Genomic DNA, 17,992 nt, shown 5'->3' with positions numbered 1-17,992 from the left:
AGGATTAAAGAAATGTCCGAGCCAGTTAAACTGCGCGCTCATAACCAGGCTCATTGCAAGGATTGCAGCCTGGCCCCTCTCTGCCTGCCACTTTCTCTGAATCTGGAAGACATGGATGCGCTGGACGAGATCGTTAAACGTGGCCGCCCGTTGAAAAAGGGTGAGTTCCTGTTCCGCCAGGGCGACACGTTCGATTCCGTTTTTGCAGTACGCTCCGGCGCCCTGAAGACCTTCAGCCTGAGCGATTCCGGCGAAGAACAACTGACCGGCTTCCACTTGCCAAGCGAACTGGTCGGCCTGTCCGGCATGGACACCGAGAAACACCCGGTGTCCGCTCAGGCGCTGGAAACCACCTCGGTCTGCGAAATTCCCTTTGAACGCCTCGACGAACTGGCCCTGCAATTGCCGCAGCTGCGCCGTCAGTTGATGCGCGTGATGAGCCGCGAAATCCGCGACGACCAGCAAATGATGTTGCTGCTGTCGAAGAAAACCGCCGACGAGCGCATCGCCACCTTCCTGGTCAACCTGTCCGCACGCTTCCGCGCTCGCGGCTTCTCGGCCAATCAATTCCGCCTTGCAATGTCGCGTAACGAAATCGGCAACTACTTGGGTCTGGCGGTGGAAACCGTGTCCCGCGTGTTCACCCGCTTCCAGCAAAACCAGCTGATCGCCGCCGAGGGCAAGGAGATTCACATCCTCGACCCGATCCAGCTCTGCGCGCTGGCCGGTGGTTCGTTAGAAGGCTGATCTCGATCCGCGGTTGAGCGAAGCGTTTCAGCCGCGGGTATACTGCGCCGTTTGCAGCCCTGCCAGGACACCTCGACGATGGTCTTCGACTCCTTCGACATCAAATCCCTGATCCGCCCCGTGATCGACTTCCCGAAACCGGGCGTGATCTTTCGCGACATCACCCCGCTGTTCCAATCGCCCACGGCCCTGCGCCTGGTGATGGACAGCTTCGCCCACCGCTACGTGGAAGCCGATTTCACCCACATCGGCGCGATGGATGCGCGCGGTTTTCTGATCGGTTCGGTACTGGCCTATCAGTTGAACAAGCCACTGGTGCTGTTCCGCAAGCAAGGCAAACTGCCGGCGGACGTGCTCGCTGAAGGTTACGCGACCGAATACGGCGAAGCGTTTCTGGAAGTGCACGCGGATAGCCTGTGCGAAGGCGATTCGGTGGTGATGTTTGATGATTTGATCGCCACCGGCGGCACGCTGATTGCGGCGGCCAACCTGATTCGTCGCATGGGCGCGCGGGTGCATGAGGCAGCGGCGATTATTGACCTGCCGGAGCTGCAAGGTTCGCAGCGTCTGCAGGACATGGGCATCCCGACTTTCTGCCTGACGCAGTTTGCGTTGACCGATAAATAGGTAGCGCCCTTTAAGCTGCCTTCGCGAGCAAGCCCGCTCCCACATTGGATCTGTGTCGTTCACAAATCCCCTGTGGGAGCGGGCTTGCTCGCGAAGAGGCCAGTAGCCACACCATCAAACCTACAGCCCCATCTGCTTGCTGATAATCTCGTTCATCACTTCCCGCGTCCCGCCGCCAATCGACAAGATGCGGTTATCCCGATACAGCCGCTCCACCAGACTCTCGCGCATATACCCAAGCCCACCAAGAATCTGCACCGCCTCCGTGGTAATCCGATCCGAGGTGTCCGTGGCAAAGTTCTTCGCCATGGAAATCTCCTTGATCACACTCTGCCCCGCCACCATTTTCGCCGCTTGCCGGTAAGTGAATTCGCGCGACACTTCCAGTGCCGTAGCCATCTCGGCCAGTCGATGCTTGATCACCTGAAACTTGCCAATCGGTTTGCCAAACGCTTCCCGCTCGCGCGCCCACTTCAGGCTTTCTTCCAGCGCCAGTTGCGCGGTCATGTTGGCCATCAGCGCCAAGGCAAGGCGCTCGCTCTGAAAGTTGCCCATGATGCAGGCGAAGCCCATGCTCTCGGCGCCGATCAGATTTCCTACAGGCACACGGCAATCGTCGAAGAACAATTCAGCTGTGTCCGACGCCCACCAGCCCATTTTCTTCAACTGACGGCCCACGGTGAAACCGGGCGTGCCCTTCTCGATCAATAACAGACTGATGCCGCCGAAGCCCGGCGCGCCGGTGCGTACCGCGACGGTGTAGAAATCCGCGCGCACGCCACTGGTGATGAAGGTTTTGCTGCCGCTGACCCGATAGACGTCGCCGTCACGCACGGCGCGGGTTTGCAGGTTGGCGACGTCAGAGCCGCCACCGGGCTCGGTAACTGCCAAGGCGCTGATCTTTTCGCCGCTGAGCACTTGTGGCACGACGCGATCTCGCACTTCAGGGCGAGCCCATTTGACGATGGGCGGCAGACCGATATCCAGCGAGCCGAGCCCCGCTACCAGGCCGCCAGAGCCGCAGCGCATCAATTCCTCACCGGCGGCGACCTTGGCGAACAGATCGCCTTCATGGCTGCCACCGAGCGCTTCCGGATAGCCGATGCCGAGGATGCCGGCGGCACCAGCCTTCAGGTACAGCTCACGGGGGAAGCTTTCGGCTTCTTCCCACTTGTCAATGTCCGGCAGGATCTCGCGCTCGACGAAACGTCTGACGCTGTCGCGGACTAATTGATGGCTGGGATCAAAGTATTCCTGAAAGGCAGGCATGGGCGAGCTCCACGGAAGGGTTCGCCGAACTTAACCGAGCGCTTGCTTGGTTTACAAGATACAGAAGAGCAAAAGATCGCAGCCTGCGGCAGCTCCCACACTGGAATGCGGTTCCCTGTAGGAGCTGCCGAAGGCTGCGATCTTTTGATTTTTATCAGAGGGAAATCGGTTTCCGCCCGGCAAACGAATGCGCCAGCGTGCCGCCATCCACCAGTTCCAACTCACCACCCAACGGCACACCGTGAGCAATCCGCGAAGCGATCAGGCCTTTGTGCTGCAACAACTGCGCGATGTAATGCGCTGTGGCTTCACCCTCAACCGTAGGATTGGTCGCAAGAATCACTTCAGCAAACGTCCCCGCCTCTGCAATCCGCGCCATCAGTTGCGGAATACCGATCGCCTCAGGCCCGAGCCCGTCCAGCGGCGACAAATGTCCCTTGAGCACAAAGTAGCGGCCACGGAAGCCAGTTTGCTCGACGGCGTAGACATCCATCGGCCCTTCGACCACGCACAGCAACGTGTCGTCGCGGCGGGTGTCGGCGCATTGCGGGCACAGATCGTCTTCGGTCAGCGTGCGGCACTGGCGGCAGTGCCCGACCCCTTCCATGGCTTGGCTCAAGGCCTGAGCCAGACGCAGACCGCCGCTGCGATCACGCTCGAGCATCTGCAACGCCATGCGCTGGGCGGTTTTCTGACCCACGCCGGGCAAGGTGCGCAGGGCGTCGATCAGTTGGCGAATCAAAGGGCTGAAGCTCATGGGTAAAAAGTCCGACAAAACAACGAGACGCGGTTTATACCCGCGCCTCTGGCCAGCGTCAAATACTCAGTCCTGGGCGACCCGCACCACCAGTTTGCCGAAGTTGCGACCCTCCAGCAGACCGATAAACGCTTCCGGCGCCTGCTCCAGGCCATCGACCACGTCTTCGCGGAATTTGACCTTGCCATCGCGCACCCACGGCACCATCGCGCTGATGAATTCCGGCTGACGATCGCCGTAGTCATCAAACACGATGAAGCCCTGAATGCGTACGCGTTTGGTCAGCAACGTACGCTGCAGCATCGGCAGACGATCCGGGCCTTTCGGGGCTTCAGAGGCGTTGTAACCGGCGATCAGGCCGCACAGCGGGATGCGCGCTTTGGGGTTGAGCAACGGCACGACCGCGTCGAATACGTGACCGCCGACGTTTTCGTAATAGATGTCGATGCCATTCGGGCACGCCTTGGCCAGTTGCTCGGCGAAGTCGTCAGCCTTGTGATCGATGCAGGCGTCGAAGCCCAATTCCTCGACCACGTATTTGCACTTCTCGGCACCACCGGCGACACCGACCGCGCGCAGGCCTTTGATCTTGGCCACCTGGCCGACCACCGAACCGACAGCACCGGACGCGGCGGCGACAACCAGCGTCTCGCCTTCTTTCGGCTGACCGATGTCCATCAGGCCCATGTACGCGGTCATACCGGGCATGCCCAACACACCGAGGGCCATCGACGGGCTCGGCAACCCGGACGGGATCGGGATGATGTTGCGGCCATCGCTGATGCTGTGGCTTTGCCAGCCAGTGGCACCGACCACCAGATCACCCTTATGAAACTTGGGATGACGCGAGTCTTCGACGCGACTGACAGCGCCGCCGGTCATCACCTCGCCGATTTCGACAGGGGCGGCGTAGGACGGTGCGTCACTCATGCGACCGCGCATGTAGGGGTCGAGGGACAGGTAGAGGGTTTTCAGCAGTATCTGGCCGTCCTGCAGATCGGGCAGCGCTTCGCGTTCAAGGCGGAAGTTTTCCGCGGTCGGCGCGCCAACCGGACGCGAGGCGAGGACGAAGCGTTGATTGAGGGTAAGAGGGTCGGACATGTCAGCGTCTCCTGTGAATGATGAATTCAGCGGGTATAGGGAGCAGACCGTTGAGGCGGTGGGGTGTTCGATGTTTCTTCAGGTGGACCGAGTCGACTTCTTCGCGAGCAAGCCCGCTCCCACATTCGACCGCATTTCTCCAGATGGAATGCAATCACCTGTGGGAGCGGGCTTGCTCGCGAAGGCGTCCGCATGACCAACACAGCTCTCCACCCGCCAGAAACAAAAATGCCAGGCGCAATGCCTGGCATTTTGTGTAGCTCATCTGCCGCCGGTTGGCGAATCAGAATGGCAGTTTCATACCCGCAGGCAGGTTCATGCCGGCGGTCATGCCGCCCATTTTTTCCTGGCTGCTGGCTTCGATCTTGCGCACGGCGTCGTTGACGGCGGCCGCAACCAGGTCTTCGATCACTTCACGGTCGTCTTCGTCCAGACCCGGCAGCAGGGTCGGGTCGATGCTGACGCGCTTGAGGTCGTGACGACCGGTCATGACCACGGTGACCATATCGCCGCCGGCCTTACCGGTGACTTCGGCGTTGGCCAGTTCTTCCTGCATCTTGGCCATTTTTTCCTGCATCTGCTGCGCCTGCTTCATCAGGCCGGCCATGCCACCTTTCATCATGGGAATCACCTCAAAAGTACTTGGATCAAAACAGCGCCCGGCCATGGAGGCCGGGCACCTTCAGTTATTAGCCTTGGGCGACCAAGGCGTCGACAGGTTCAATAGTATCGTGTCGCACCACCGCGCCAAACTGCTGAACCATCTGCTGGATGAACGGATCGCCATGAATCGACTCCTCCGCTTCGCGCTGACGGTTGGCCCGGCGACGGGAGGCGGCCTGAGCCGGGGTCTCCTGCTCGGGTTTGATCAGCTCGATGGTCAGCGTCAGCGTACGACCGTGGAACTGGTTCAACGCATCGTTCAGACGTCGCTGCTGCGTGGCGTTGAACAGCGCACTGTGCGCCGGATCGAGGTGCATCAGCCAATGATCGCCATCAACCGCGATCAACGTACAGTTGGCGGCGATGCTGCCGGTCATGCCGGAGATCGGCAGTTTCGGGAACAGCTCCAGCCATTGCAAGGCCAGACCGGTGGCTGGCGCCGCTGCGGGCTCAGGTTCGGGTTCCGGCTCTGGGTCGGCGGCGTGTTCGCTGGCCAGTTCGTCGAGGTAGCTGTACGCCGAGTCCATGTCCGGCTCGATGTAATCCTCGTCCAGCGGCGGCTCGTCGTCCATGTCGGTGCCCGGGGTAGCGGCATCGACGTCAGCGACTGAGGGCTCTGGAATTGGCGCGGCGGCCCACTCTGGTGCGTCAGGAACGACGCTGTCCGGGGTCGGCAACGGCATCGGCGGCAACTCGGGTTGCTCGGCGGCGGTTTCCAGCATGGGCTCGACGGCAGGCTGCTGAGCTGGCTCGGGTTCTGGCTCGGCCTCGGCTTCTACCGGATCGTTCCACGGCAGATCGACAACGGCTTCGGCGACGACGGGCGTTGGCTCTGGCTCGGCAACTGGAGCAACTGGAGCAACCGGCGCAGGCTCTGGAGCCGGCGCAGGTGCAGCTACAGGAGCCGGCGTCGGGGCAACAGCCGCAGCAACCACCGGCGCAGGTTTAGGCGCGGCAGCCACTGAATTTGCGGAATCAACTGTGGCCTGGCTGATCCCCACTGGCTTTAGCGGTTGCCTCGGGGCGTCCGCCGTATCAGCCGGCCGGAAGGCCAGCATTCGCAGCAGCACCATTTCGAAACCGCCGCGCGGATCCGGCGCCAGCGGCAAATCGCGGCGGCCGATCAGGCCCATCTGGTAATAGAACTGCACGTCTTCGGCCGGCAAGGCTTGCGCCAGCGCCAACACGCGATCGCGATCGCCATGCCCATTGTCGACGCCTTCCGGCAGCGCTTGAGCGATAGCGACGCGGTGCAGCACGTTGAGAATTTCCGAGAGCACGCCGTTCCAGTCCGGGCCCTGCTCGGCCAGGTGGCGCACCGCTTCAAGCAATGCCTTGGCATCGCCTTCAATCAACGAATGCAGAACGTCAAAGACCTGACCGTGATCCAGCGTGCCGAGCATCGCCCGCACGTCGGTGGCGAGCACCTTGCCTTCACCGAAAGCAATGGCCTGATCGGTCAGGCTCATGGCGTCACGCATCGAACCGTCAGCAGCGCGACCGAGCAGCCACAGCGCATCGTCTTCGAACGGCACGCTTTCGGCGGTCAGCACGTGGGTCAAATGCTCGACCACGCGCTCCGGCGTCATGTTCTTCAGCGAGAACTGCAGGCAGCGCGACAAAATCGTTGCCGGAAGTTTCTGCGGGTCGGTGGTCGCCAGGATGAACTTGACGTAGGGCGGCGGCTCTTCGAGGGTTTTCAGCAGCGCATTGAAGGAATGGCTGGAAAGCATGTGCACTTCGTCGATCAGGTAGACCTTGAAGCGCCCACGGCTCGGCGCGTACTGCACGTTGTCGAGTAGCTCGCGGGTGTCTTCGACCTTGGTGCGGCTCGCGGCATCGATCTCGATCAGGTCGACAAAGCGGCCTTCGTCGATTTCACGGCACACCGAGCACTCGCCGCACGGGCTGGAAGTGATACCTGTCTCACAGTTCAGGCATTTGGCAATGATCCGCGCAATCGTGGTTTTACCCACCCCGCGCGTACCGGTAAACAGGTACGCGTGGTGCAGCCGCTGGCTGTCCAAGGCATTGATCAGAGCTTTGAGCACATGGGTCTGGCCGACCATTTCGCGGAACGAGCGCGGACGCCATTTACGTGCAAGAACCTGATAACTCATCGAAAACCGTCGCAGCGAAGGAAGCAGAAGCGGCTAATGCTAGCGGAGCAAGGGCAAAATTGCATCCGATGTCCTCGTCTAATGTGGCTAAGCTCCATCAGCAGAGGCTTTTATCGGCTCAGGACAGGGAATTACCGGAGCGTTTATGCGTTGGGCCGTGGGGGCACTGCTGGGATTCAGCCTGAACGTGACGGCAGCAGAGCCACCGCTGCGCTTTGCCATGCCCGACAGTTGGGCGATGCCAATGGTGCAATACGAACGCGGCCGCCCGACCCAGGGCATCCTCTACGACATCATGCTCAGCCTCGCCACCCAGGTCGGCGCGCCGGCCGAGTTTCACGTGCTGCCGCGCGCCCGGGTGCAGAGCGCCATGGAGCACGGCGAGATTGATGTTCGCTGCTATGCCGCACAGTCGTGGCTGCCGAATCAGTCGGGGGATTACATCTGGAGTCTGCCGCTGTTGTTTCAACGTGATCTGTTGGTCAGTCGCAAGGATCAGCCCGTCAGCATTAACCCTGCCACCCTGCCCCGCCAATCCATCGGCACCGTGCTTGGCTACATCTACCCTACCCTGCAGCCGTTGTTCGACACCGATCGCCTGCAACGTGAAGATGCGCGCAATCAGGAGCAGGTGTTGGAGAAGTTGCTGGCCGGGCGTTATCGCTATGCGGTGAGCAATCAGTGGACGCTGGACTGGTTCAATCAGCGCCTGATGCCGGAGCAGCAATTGCAAGCGGTGGCGGTGTTGCAGGAGCAGAAGGTCGGTTGTTATGTAAGGAACGACCCGAAGGTGCCGGTGCAACGGATCTTGCGCACGTTGTTGCGGATGAAAATGTCGGGGGAGATTGATGAGATTATCCGGTTGTATACCGGCCAGTCCGACAACACCCCATAACTGTGTAGGAGCAAGGCTTGCCCGCGAAGGCGGTGTGTCAGTGAAAAAATGTAAACCTGACACACCGCCTTCGCGGGCAAGCCTTGCTCCTACAGAATCATTGTCAGCAGGGGATTTATTTCGTTTTGGCAAATCGCAGGCACAAAAAAAACCGCAGTGGGTGAAACCCATGCAGTTCTGGTTGAAGCGTTCGATTGTTCGTTAAGGTGGCGACCCCACCAGCCACACCCCGGCACACAATGTTCCCGCTGTGGCTGCTGCCTTCCGGCTCTGACCAGGTTCACGGGTAATCGTTGCGGGGGGACCGATGGGGTCACCATAACGACGCTTGCCTGTCGGCGAGCCGCGCCATTGTACCTATCTGAGACGAAGTTACAACCGTTGGTTTCAGATTAAAAATATGAACAAGGTCAAGGACATAAAGATCGCAGCCTGCGGCAGCTCCTACAGGGCCAGTACCTCGTCCGCTTTGCCGCCCGCCTGCTGGATCACCAGATGAATAAAGTGCAGCTTGGCAATCGCAGCCGCCGGCAGCACGAACGGGTAAAAATCCGGCTGGCCCATGCTGCGTGACAATTCATTGAGCATGCCGGCCAACTCGATCCATGCATTAACAAACGCCAGGAACGCCTCGCCACCGGGATGTTGCGGGTCGTACAGCGTGCTGCTCGGAAACGGCTGGTAATCGAAATCCATTTCCCGCGCGCTCATGCCAAAACCCAGCGCCGTGTCCACCGCGTCCATCATGTGCAGGTAATGCGCCCAGGTTTCCGCCCAGTCTTCCCACGGGTGCATGGTCGCATACGCGCTGACGTAGTGCTGCGGCCAGTCGAGTGGCGCGCCTTGTTGGTAATGACGATCGAGCGCCTCGGCGTAACTGGCGCGCTCGTCGCCGAACAGGTTACGGAATGAATCGAGCCACGGGCCGTTGGCGATCAGCCGATCCCAATAGTAGTGCCCGACCTCATGCCGAAAATGCCCGAGCAGCGTGCGATACGGTTCGTGCATCTGCGCCCTCACCCGCTCGCGGTGGGCGTCGTCGGCTTCTTTGATGTCGAGGGTGATCAGGCCGTTCGCGTGGCCGGTCATCGGCGCGTTGCCTTCGAGGTCGACGCCGATGAAATTGAAAGCGAGACCGCTGTCTTCATCCACGGTTTTCGGGATGACCTGCAAGCCAAGATTGATCAGTTGCGCGACGAGGCGGCGCTTGGCGATTTCAACCTTGCGCCAGCGCTCGGGATTTTCCGGATCGGACAGGTCGGGGATGGTGCGATTGAGGCTGCAAGCGACGCACAAGGCATCGTCGACGTTGGCCGGCAGCAGCCAGTTGCACGCGGCGGGCGTGTCGAGGTTGGCGCAGCGGCGAAACAGGCCTGCGTCGGGATCAGCATCCAGCGTCCAGGTGCCGTTCTCCACACCGGGCGACAGGGAGGTGATGCGGCTTTCTTCCGGCTGATAGCCGAGCAAAGCATTGCAGGCCAGGCACTGGCTGTTGCGAAAGAACAACGACTGGCCGCAGCGGCACGGCCAGACTTTACTGTTGCGCGAAGATTCGCCCATGAACGGCGCGATGATGCGAGAACTGAGTTGCTCGAAAAAACGGTGCATGGCGATCTCTCCCTGGGGCTTGCAGAGACTAGATCATTCTGGCGCGATGATCGTTCCCACGCGGGAGCGTGGGAACGATCAACAGTGCAACCAAGTGATAGCACCATTGTGGCGAGGGGATTTATCCCCGATGGGTTGCGAAGCGACCCCAAATCCATACGACGCGGTAAATCAGATGTACCGAGCCGTATGGTTTTGCGACGACTGCGTCGCCGAACGGGGATAAATCCCCTCGCCACAGGATTTTGTGTCAGACCTGAAGGCCATGAGTTCTGTATCAGACCTGAAGGCCATGGGTTTTGTGTCAGACCTGAAGGCCATGGGTTTTGAGGAAGGCGATAAAGGTTTCTTCGTCCATCACTTTTACGCCCAGCTCATTGGCTTTGGTCAGTTTCGATCCGGCACCGGGGCCTGCAACAACGCAATGAGTTTTCGCCGAGACCGAACCGGCAACCTTCGCACCCAGGCTTTCGAGGTGATCTTTAGCCACATCCCGGCTCATCAACTCGACCTTACCCGTCAGCACCCAGGTCTCGCCAGACAACGGCAAGCCTTCGACGACTTTCTTCTCGCTCTGCCAGTGCATGCCGAAATCACGCAGCTGTTTTTCGGATGCCTCAGCCAGTTGCCGATTCTCCGCGACCGCAAAAAACTCGCGCACCGAATTGGCCTGTTTCTCCGGCAACGCCTGACGCATGTCCAGCCAGTCAGCGTTCATCACCGCTTCCAGTGAGCCAAACTTGTCCGCCAGTTTCTGCGCCCCGCCCGGGCCGACCGAAGGAATGTGCAGCTTGTCGAGGAAACCACCCAGCGTGGTACTGGCCGCGAATTCCGCTCCCAACTCACCCTGATCCTGAATCTGCAAACCATGGCCGAGCAACTCGGTAATCACCTGCTGGTTATGCGCATCTTCAAAGAAGCTGTGAATCTCGTGCGCCACTTCCAGACCGACATCCGGCAGATACGTCAGCACTTGTGGCAACGCCTGCTGCACCCGCTCCAGCGAACCCAGCGAGCGCGCCAGCACCTTGGCCGTCTCTTCGCCGACATCAGGAATGCCCAGCGCATAGATGAAGCGCGCGAGGCTCGGCTTCTTGCTGTCCTCGATGGCCGCCAGCAGCTTGTTACTGGACACCTCGGCAAAACCTTCGAGATCGACGATGTCGTCGAACTTCAGCGCATACAGATCGGCCGGCGAACTGACCAGACCTTCATCGACCAGCTGCTCGACGCTCTTGTCGCCAAGGCCTTCGATGTCCATTGCCCGGCGCGAGACGAAGTGAATGATCGCCTGCTTTAACTGCGCACCACAGGCCAGACGCCCGACGCAGCGATACACCGCGCCTTCGCTGACGGTTTCCTTGCCCTTGCTGCGCTTGATCAGTTGCGTGCGCTCAACGTGCGAGCCGCACACCGGGCAGCTCTCGGGAATCGCCACTGGGCGGGCGTTGTCCGGACGACGCTCGAGCACCACTTGCACCACTTGCGGAATCACATCACCGGCACGGCGGATGATCACGGTGTCGCCGATCATCAGGCCGAGTCGCGCGACTTCGTCCATGTTGTGCAACGTGGCGTTGGCCACGGTGACGCCAGCGACTTTGACCGGTTTCAGACGCGCGACCGGCGTAACGGCACCGGTACGACCGACCTGAAATTCCACATCAAGCAGCTCGGTGAGTTCTTCCATCGCCGGGAATTTATGCGCGATCGCCCAGCGCGGTTCGCGGGCGCGGAAGCCCAGTTCGCGCTGATCGGCAATGCTGTTGACCTTGAACACCACGCCGTCGATTTCATAGGTCAGCGCGTTACGGCGTGCGCCGATGTCGCGGTAGTAATCCAGGCATTCGTCGATGCCTTTTGCCAGTTTCAGCTCATGGCTGATCGGCATGCCCCACTTCTGCAATTGCTTGAGGTTGCCGATGTGGGTGTCGGAAATATCGTGGGAGACCTGACCGATGCCGTAGCAGCAGAATTCCAGCGGACGGTTGGCAGTGATCTTTGAATCGAGCTGACGCAAGCTGCCGGCGGCGGCATTACGCGGGTTGGCGAAAGTCTTGCCGCCGACTTCCAGTTGCGAGGCGTTGAGGCGCTCGAAACCGGCCTTGGACATGAACACTTCACCGCGCACTTCGAGGGTCGCCGGCCAGCCTTCGCCGTGCAGCTTCAGCGGAATGTTGCGCACGGTGCGCACGTTGACGCTGATGTCTTCGCCGGTGGTGCCGTCGCCGCGTGTGGCGCCGCGCACCAGCACGCCGTCCTGATAGAGCAGGCTGACCGCCAGGCCATCGAGTTTCGGTTCGCAGCTGTATTCCACCGCCGCGCCGCCGCCGAACAAATCGCCGGCAGGGATATCCAGACCTTCGGTGACGCGACGATCGAACTCGCGCATGTCGCTTTCTTCGAAGGCGTTGCCGAGGCTGAGCATCGGCACTTCGTGCCGCACCTGAGTGAACGCGGTGAGCGCCACGCTGCCGACGCGCTGGGTCGGCGAGTCGCTGGTGATCAGTTCCGGATTGGCCGCTTCCAGCGCCTTGAGCTCGTGGAACAACCGGTCGTACTCGGCGTCCGGAATGCTCGGCTCGTCGAGGACGTGGTAACGGTAGTTGTGCTGATCGAGTTCAGCGCGCAGCTCGAGAATGCGGTGTTTGGCGGCGGTCATGGGTGTTCTCTCATAAAGCAAAAGAGCAGCCGAGGCTGCTCCAGTTTCATCCTTAAAAGATCGCAGCCTCGTTGCACTCGACAGCTCCTACAGGATCGCGATCCTCTGTAGGAGCTGCCGAAGGCTGCGATCTTTTGATCTGGCCTTAGCGCTTCTGGGTCAATGCGCGGCGTTCGAATTCAACGATGCGCTGACGGTAGTGCTCGATCGTCTGTGCAGTCAGCACGCTGCGCTGGTCATCTTTCAGCTCGCCGTTGAGTTCCTGCGACAGCTTGCGGGCTGCGGCGACCATCACGTCGAAGGCTTGCTTCGGATGACGCGGGCCTGGCAGACCGAGGAAGAAGCTCACCGCCGGAGTGCTGAAATGGTCGATGTCGTCCAGATCAAAAATGCCCGGTTTGACCGCGTTGGCCATCGAGAACAGCACTTCACCGTTACCCGCCATGCTTTCGTGACGGTGGAAAATATCCATCTCGCCAAAACGCAGACCGCTTTCCAGAATGTTCTGCAACAGCGCCGGGCCTTTGAAGCCGGCAGCGTCACGGCAGATCACGCTGATCACCAAAACTTCTTCAGCTTGCGGCTGATCTTTTTCGACCACGGCCGGTGCAGGCTTGCTGTCGTCGGCGAAATCATCGTCGCGGCTGCTGAAGCTCGGGCTGTCGTCCAGATCCAGATCGAGGTTCAAGTCACCCTGCGCCGAACCTTTGCTGCCACGCTTGCCACGTTTATTGCCGGAATCGCGAGGCTCGCGTGCTTCGCGGGCCGGCATGCTCACCGACGGCAAATCGTGTTCGTCCAGCTGCGGTTCTTTGTGCGTGTCCAGCACGCGGGCCGGGCCCAACAGCTCAGCGCTGGTGTCCTCGTCCGGCAGGTTGGACAGACTTCGGTCAAGACGGAACTTCAGTTTTCCCTTGCCGCCGCGCATACGGCGCCAGCCATCGACACGACTACCGGCTATCACTATGATGCCGATGACGATCAGCCACTCGCGCAGTCCTATTTCATTGTAATACCGTGCCTATATATAATTTGCTGTAAAATAAGGGGTTTACACTGTGCAAACCGCTTTAAAACGTGGCGCCAACTCTATGTTCTGACAGGCGTTTTGCCCACGTATACGAAAATTTGACATTAAACTAGCACGACCAAAGGCAACTTTACACCGTCTGTCTCATTGGCTTGCACGAATATGTCGATTGGCCAGCAAGTCGACGTCGGTAAAAAAGTCCTACAACCCTCTAATACCTTTCCGACAACACGCGGACTTACGCGTCCACCATCGCCATTGCCTCCTCGACATCCACGGCCACCAGTCGCGAACAACCCGGTTCATGCATCGTTACGCCCATCAACTGCTCGGCCATTTCCATGGCGATCTTGTTGTGGGTGATATAGATGAACTGCACGGTCTGCGACATCTCTTTGACCAAGCGTGCGTAGCGTCCAACGTTAGCGTCATCCAGCGGCGCGTCAACCTCATCGAGCATGCAGAACGGCGCCGGGTTCAACTTGAAGATCGCAAAAACCAGTGCCAATGCGGTCAGGGCTTTTTCCCCGCCGGAGAGCAAATGGATGGTGCTGTTCTTCTTCCCTGGCGGCTGCGCCATGATCGTTACCCCTGTATCGAGTAGATCTTCGCCCGTCAGTTCCAAATACGCGCGCCCGCCACCGAAAACTTTTGGGAAAAGCGCCTGTAAACCGCCATTGATCTGATCAAAGGTATCTTTGAAGCGGTTACGGGTTTCCTTGTCGATCTTGCGGATAACGTTTTCCAGCGTCTCCAGTGCTTCGACCAGATCAGCGTCCTGCGCATCCAGATAGCGCTTACGCTCAGACTGCTGCGTGTATTCGTCGATGGCCGCGAGGTTGATCGCGCCCAGGCGTTGAATCCGCGCATTGATGCGTTCGAGTTCTTCTTCGGCTTCGCGTTCACTGGCTTGCGCGGTTAATGTCGCGAGCACGCCGTTGAGATCGTAGCCGTCTTCGAGCAATTGATCCTGCAAGGCCTTGCGGCGCACGGTCAGGGCTTGCCATTCCATGCGCTGCTGTTCGAGTTGGCCGCGAATCAATTGCGATTGTTGTTCAGCCTGAGTCCGGCGTTTTTCCGCGTCGCGCAATTCGCGGTCAGCGTCTTCCAGAGCAATCTGCGCGGTCTTGAGTTCTTCGTCGACGGTCATGCGCTTGTCGAGCAGCTCTTCGAGTTTCAGGCGCAGCTCTTCCAGCGGCGCCTCGCCCTCCTCCAGATTCAGACTCAACTGTTCGCGTTTTTCAGTCAGGCGCTCGGACTGCATTTCCAGACGCTCGAGCGCCTGACGCGTGGAGTCATGCTGCGCGCGCAACGAGCCGAGACGCACGGCCAATTGATGGGCGTGATCCTTATGCTGCCGCGCTTCCTGACGCACACGATCAAGGCGTTCGCGCAGGCTGTCACGCTGGGCCAGCAACAACTCGCGCTGTTCGGTGTCCAGCGCCATGGCATCCAGCGCTTCCTGCAAGTGCATGCGCGCTTCGCCGACTTGTTCGTGCTCAAGCTCACGCTGTTCGCCGAGTTCGATCAACTCTTCATCGAGACGCGTGCGACGCAAGGTCAACTGTTCAGCCTTGGCTTTGCCGGCGGACAACTGAGCTTTCAGTTCGCCTTGCTGGCGCGCTTCGTCTTGCAGCAAACGACGCAAATGTTCGCGACCGTTTTCCTGCTGACGCTGTTGCGCACGCAGGGTTTGCAGACGGGTTTCCATGGCTTCGACGGTGGTTTCTTTCTCTTCGCGTTCGAGGTGCAGCGCTTCGATTTCCTGGCCACGGGCGAGCATGCCGCTCTCCGCTTCACTGGCACGTCGTACGCGCAGGAAATGCCGACCAACCCAATAACCGTCGCGACTGATCAAGCTCTCGCCAGCACTCAACTGCCCGCGCAAAGCCAACGCCTGCTCAAGGCTGTCGACCGGTTTGACCTGACCGAGCCACGGCGACAGATCAATCTGCGCGTCGACCTTATCCAGCAAGCTGCCCGCCACCCGCTCGCCATCGCTGGCCGGGCTGAGCAGGCGCAAATCGCCCTGCGTAAAACCGGACAAATCAAAGCTGCTGAAGTCGTCAACCAGTACCGCTTGCAGATCGGCGCCGAGCACGGTTTCCACCGCCAATTCCCAACCGGCCTCGACCTTCAAACCTTCAGCCAGACGCGGACGCTCGGCGAGGTTGTGCTCCTTCAGCCACTCGGCAGTGCCGGTGCCCGGATCGAGCGCGGCTTGCTGCAACGCTTCGAGCGACGCGAGACGACCATTGAGGCGCTGCAAATCGCCCTGAGCCTGCTGCTGCGCGGTCAGCGCTTGCTGCAATTCCTGACGCAGTTGTTCGAGTTTTTCGACCTGCGCTTCTTCGCTGGTCTGCAAATCTTCGAGGGTCGCTTCGGACTCGGCGAGCTGCTCGTTGAGCTCCATGATCGCCGCGTCTTCCGGGTCGGCCGAGAGCAACGCGCGCTCTTCGCCGAGACGCTTTTGCCGATCGGCGAGGCGCTCCATGCTGGTTTCCAGCTGCTGGATGCGCGACTGCTGCACCTCGGCCTGACGGCGCGGTTCGGCGGCAGTCAGGTTGAAGGCGTCCCACTGCTCCTGCCAGCCGTGCATGACGCTTTCGGAATCTTCCAGCGCAGCGGCGGCTTCTTCGGCGGCCGCACTGGTGACTTCCTGCTCGGGCACAAGCATGTCCAGCTCTTCACCGAGGGTCAGCAGCAACGTGCGGTCGTGGCCCAGATGCGATTCGGTTTCGAGGCGGGCGCGCTCGGCTTCTTTCAGATCGTCCTGCAACTGCCGCAGACGTTGCTGGCCGTGCTGGATGCTCTGTTCGACCCGGGCGATGTCACCGCCGACCGAATAGAAGCGCCCTTGCACCAGATTGAAGCGCTCGGACAGATCATGGTGACCGTCGCGCAAGCGTTCGATGGCCGCGTCAGCATTTCGCTGCTCAGCGACCAAGGCTTCGAAACTGATTTCCTGAGTGCCGATGATCGACTCGCGCTGACCGACCTGATCGTTGAGATCCTGCCAGCGCAGGGCCGACAGTTGCGCCTTGAGCTGACGCTCCTCGGCTTTGAATTCTTGGTACTTCTTCGCCGCTTCGGCCTGACGGTGCAGGCGTTCGAGTTGACGCTCAAGCTCATCACGCAGGTCAGTCAGACGCGCGAGGTTTTCGTGGGTGCGGCGGATGCGGTTTTCGGTCTCGCGACGGCGCTCTTTATATTTCGAGATGCCCGCCGCTTCTTCGATGAAGTTGCGCAGATCTTCGGGCTTGGATTCGATCAGCTTGGAGATCATCCCCTGCTCGATGATCGAGTAGCTGCGCGGGCCGAGGCCGGTGCCGAGGAAGATATCGGTGATGTCGCGACGACGGCATTTGGTGCCGTTGAGGTAATACGTGGTCTGGCTGTCGCGGGTGACTTTGCGGCGAATGGAAATTTCCGCGTAGGCCGCGTATTCGCCGAGCAAGGTGCCGTCGGAGTTGTCGAAAACCAGCTCGATACTGGCCTGACTCACCGGTTTGCGGCTGGTCGAGCCGTTGAAGATGACATCGGTCATCGACTCGCCACGCAGGTTTTTCGCTGAACTTTCGCCCATCACCCAGCGAACGGCGTCGATGATGTTCGACTTGCCGCAACCGTTCGGCCCGACGACCGCCGCCATGTTACTGGGGAAGTTCACCGTGGTCGGGTCGACGAAGGATTTGAATCCCGCCAGTTTGATGCACTTGAGCCGCACGCTTAAGCGCCCGTCAAGGCAGCAACCACCAGATCGCAGCTGCGCTGGCCGTAAGCCGTGAGCACGATGCGGATCTGCGGCAAATCACGGGCAAGCACGGCGGCCAACAGGCGTTCGAACAGTTCGAGGAACTCGCTCATTTCCGCCTTGCGCTGTTCGAGGGCGAGGAAGTAGGCGCGGCTCATCGCCGGCTGCAGGTTCTCGACCGTTTCTTGCAGGTAAGGATTGTTGGCAAACGGATAGGCGGCGCGCATCACGCTGAAGCTGTCATCGACAAAGCTGCGGATGTCCTGACGCTCGTAGCTGGCGGTCAGGCGCTGCTGGATCTGCACGAACGGCGCCATGTCCGACTGGACTTGCCAGCCATTGGCCACCGAGTTGCCGAGCAGGATGTACAGCTCGCTCATCAGCGTGCACAGGCTCTGCACCTTGTGCGGCGTCATTTCGGTGACGTGCGCACCACGACGCGGCAGGATCGCGATCAGGTGGCGGCGTTCAAGGATCAGCAAGGCTTCACGAACGGAGCCGCGACTGACATTGAGGGCCAGCGTGACCTTTTGTTCCTGGATGCGCTCTCCCGGCTTCATTTCGCCACGAATGATGCGTTCGGCGAGGTGGTGAGCGATTTGCTCGGCGAGGCTGTCCGGCGCCTTGAACGTCATGGTTGTCCTTCAAACTCTATCGATCTGCACAAGCGGCGCAGTGTAGCGCAAATGCGGGCTCATGGCGGAGTGCCCACTCAGCGGTTTTTGGCACGATTCCCGCAGTTTTCTTCAGAAAACCAAA

General features: G+C 60.2%; 13 protein-coding genes and 1 other RNA gene. 3 read left to right on the top strand and 11 right to left on the bottom strand.

The genetic code is table 11. The annotated features are described in order from the left end of the window. Positions 1-12: 12 nt before the first annotated feature. Positions 13-747: a fumarate/nitrate reduction transcriptional regulator Fnr gene (gene fnr, locus ACIOMO_RS10870; RefSeq protein ID WP_053118774.1), complete on the top strand. Its 735-nt coding sequence runs from the start codon at positions 13-15 to the stop codon at positions 745-747. 78 nt (positions 748-825) lie between these two features. Beyond that, positions 826-1,374, top strand: coding sequence for an adenine phosphoribosyltransferase (locus tag ACIOMO_RS10865; protein WP_024012326.1), 549 nt, complete (start codon positions 826-828; stop codon positions 1,372-1,374). 120 nt (positions 1,375-1,494) lie between these two features. Here the strand turns inward: ACIOMO_RS10865 and ACIOMO_RS10860 are convergent, their stop codons facing one another. The 5 genes from ACIOMO_RS10860 to dnaX form a co-directional block, all read right to left on the bottom strand. Then, the gene (locus ACIOMO_RS10860) at positions 1,495-2,643 is read right to left on the bottom strand and encodes an acyl-CoA dehydrogenase family protein (protein ID WP_401240548.1); all 1,149 of its coding nucleotides are present in this window, start codon (positions 2,641-2,643) and stop codon (positions 1,495-1,497) included. A gap of 154 nt (positions 2,644-2,797) precedes the next feature. After that, complete coding sequence (gene recR, locus ACIOMO_RS10855; RefSeq protein WP_401240545.1) at positions 2,798-3,400, bottom strand: recombination mediator RecR; 603 nt, start codon at positions 3,398-3,400, stop codon at positions 2,798-2,800. Positions 3,401-3,466: 66 nt separating this feature from the next. Next, positions 3,467-4,501 carry an NADP-dependent oxidoreductase gene (locus ACIOMO_RS10850; protein WP_401240542.1) on the bottom strand — a complete coding sequence of 345 codons (1,035 nt, stop codon included), beginning with the start codon at positions 4,499-4,501 and terminating at the stop codon, positions 3,467-3,469. 283 nt (positions 4,502-4,784) lie between these two features. Then, positions 4,785-5,123 carry a YbaB/EbfC family nucleoid-associated protein gene (locus ACIOMO_RS10845; RefSeq protein ID WP_053118768.1) on the bottom strand — a complete coding sequence of 113 codons (339 nt, stop codon included), beginning with the start codon at positions 5,121-5,123 and terminating at the stop codon, positions 4,785-4,787. Positions 5,124-5,190: 67 nt separating this feature from the next. Next, entirely contained in the window at positions 5,191-7,284 is a 2,094-nt protein-coding gene (gene dnaX / locus ACIOMO_RS10840; protein WP_401240539.1) for a DNA polymerase III subunit gamma/tau, read from the bottom strand. Between the two features lie 145 nt (positions 7,285-7,429). On the opposite strand from dnaX, the gene ACIOMO_RS10835 reads away from it, so the two are divergent. Further along, entirely contained in the window at positions 7,430-8,179 is a 750-nt protein-coding gene (locus ACIOMO_RS10835; protein ID WP_401240537.1) for a substrate-binding periplasmic protein, read from the top strand. 213 nt (positions 8,180-8,392) lie between these two features. On the opposite strand, the gene ffs is transcribed toward ACIOMO_RS10835, so the two are convergent. The 6 genes from ffs to ACIOMO_RS10805 all read right to left on the bottom strand — a co-directional run bounded on the left by ffs (position 8,393) and on the right by ACIOMO_RS10805 (position 17,868). Next, positions 8,393-8,489: signal recognition particle sRNA small type (gene ffs / locus ACIOMO_RS10830), an RNA gene on the bottom strand. A gap of 134 nt (positions 8,490-8,623) precedes the next feature. Further along, a complete protein-coding gene (locus tag ACIOMO_RS10825) occupies positions 8,624-9,787 on the bottom strand; it encodes a putative zinc-binding metallopeptidase (RefSeq protein WP_401240534.1) in 1,164 nt (387 codons plus the stop codon). 304 nt (positions 9,788-10,091) lie between these two features. After that, positions 10,092-12,449, bottom strand: a complete 2,358-nt coding sequence (ligA, locus tag ACIOMO_RS10820) for an NAD-dependent DNA ligase LigA (protein WP_401240532.1) — start codon at positions 12,447-12,449, stop codon at positions 10,092-10,094. A 145-nt stretch (positions 12,450-12,594) separates the two neighbouring features. Continuing rightward, positions 12,595-13,452, bottom strand: a complete 858-nt coding sequence (zipA, locus tag ACIOMO_RS10815; protein WP_401240570.1) for a cell division protein ZipA — start codon at positions 13,450-13,452, stop codon at positions 12,595-12,597. Positions 13,453-13,717: 265 nt separating this feature from the next. Further along, a complete protein-coding gene (gene smc / locus ACIOMO_RS10810) occupies positions 13,718-17,206 on the bottom strand; it encodes a chromosome segregation protein SMC (protein ID WP_401240529.1) in 3,489 nt (1,162 codons plus the stop codon). A gap of 2 nt (positions 17,207-17,208) precedes the next feature. Then, entirely contained in the window at positions 17,209-17,868 is a 660-nt protein-coding gene (locus tag ACIOMO_RS10805; RefSeq protein WP_053118751.1) for a GntR family transcriptional regulator, read from the bottom strand. Positions 17,869-17,992 lie beyond the last annotated feature (124 nt).

The sequence above is a fragment of the Pseudomonas sp. NPDC087804 genome (assembly GCF_044742965.1).
Taxonomy (GTDB): domain Bacteria; phylum Pseudomonadota; class Gammaproteobacteria; order Pseudomonadales; family Pseudomonadaceae; genus Aquipseudomonas; species Aquipseudomonas rustica.
This window is presented reverse-complemented; position numbering and strand designations above follow the sequence as displayed.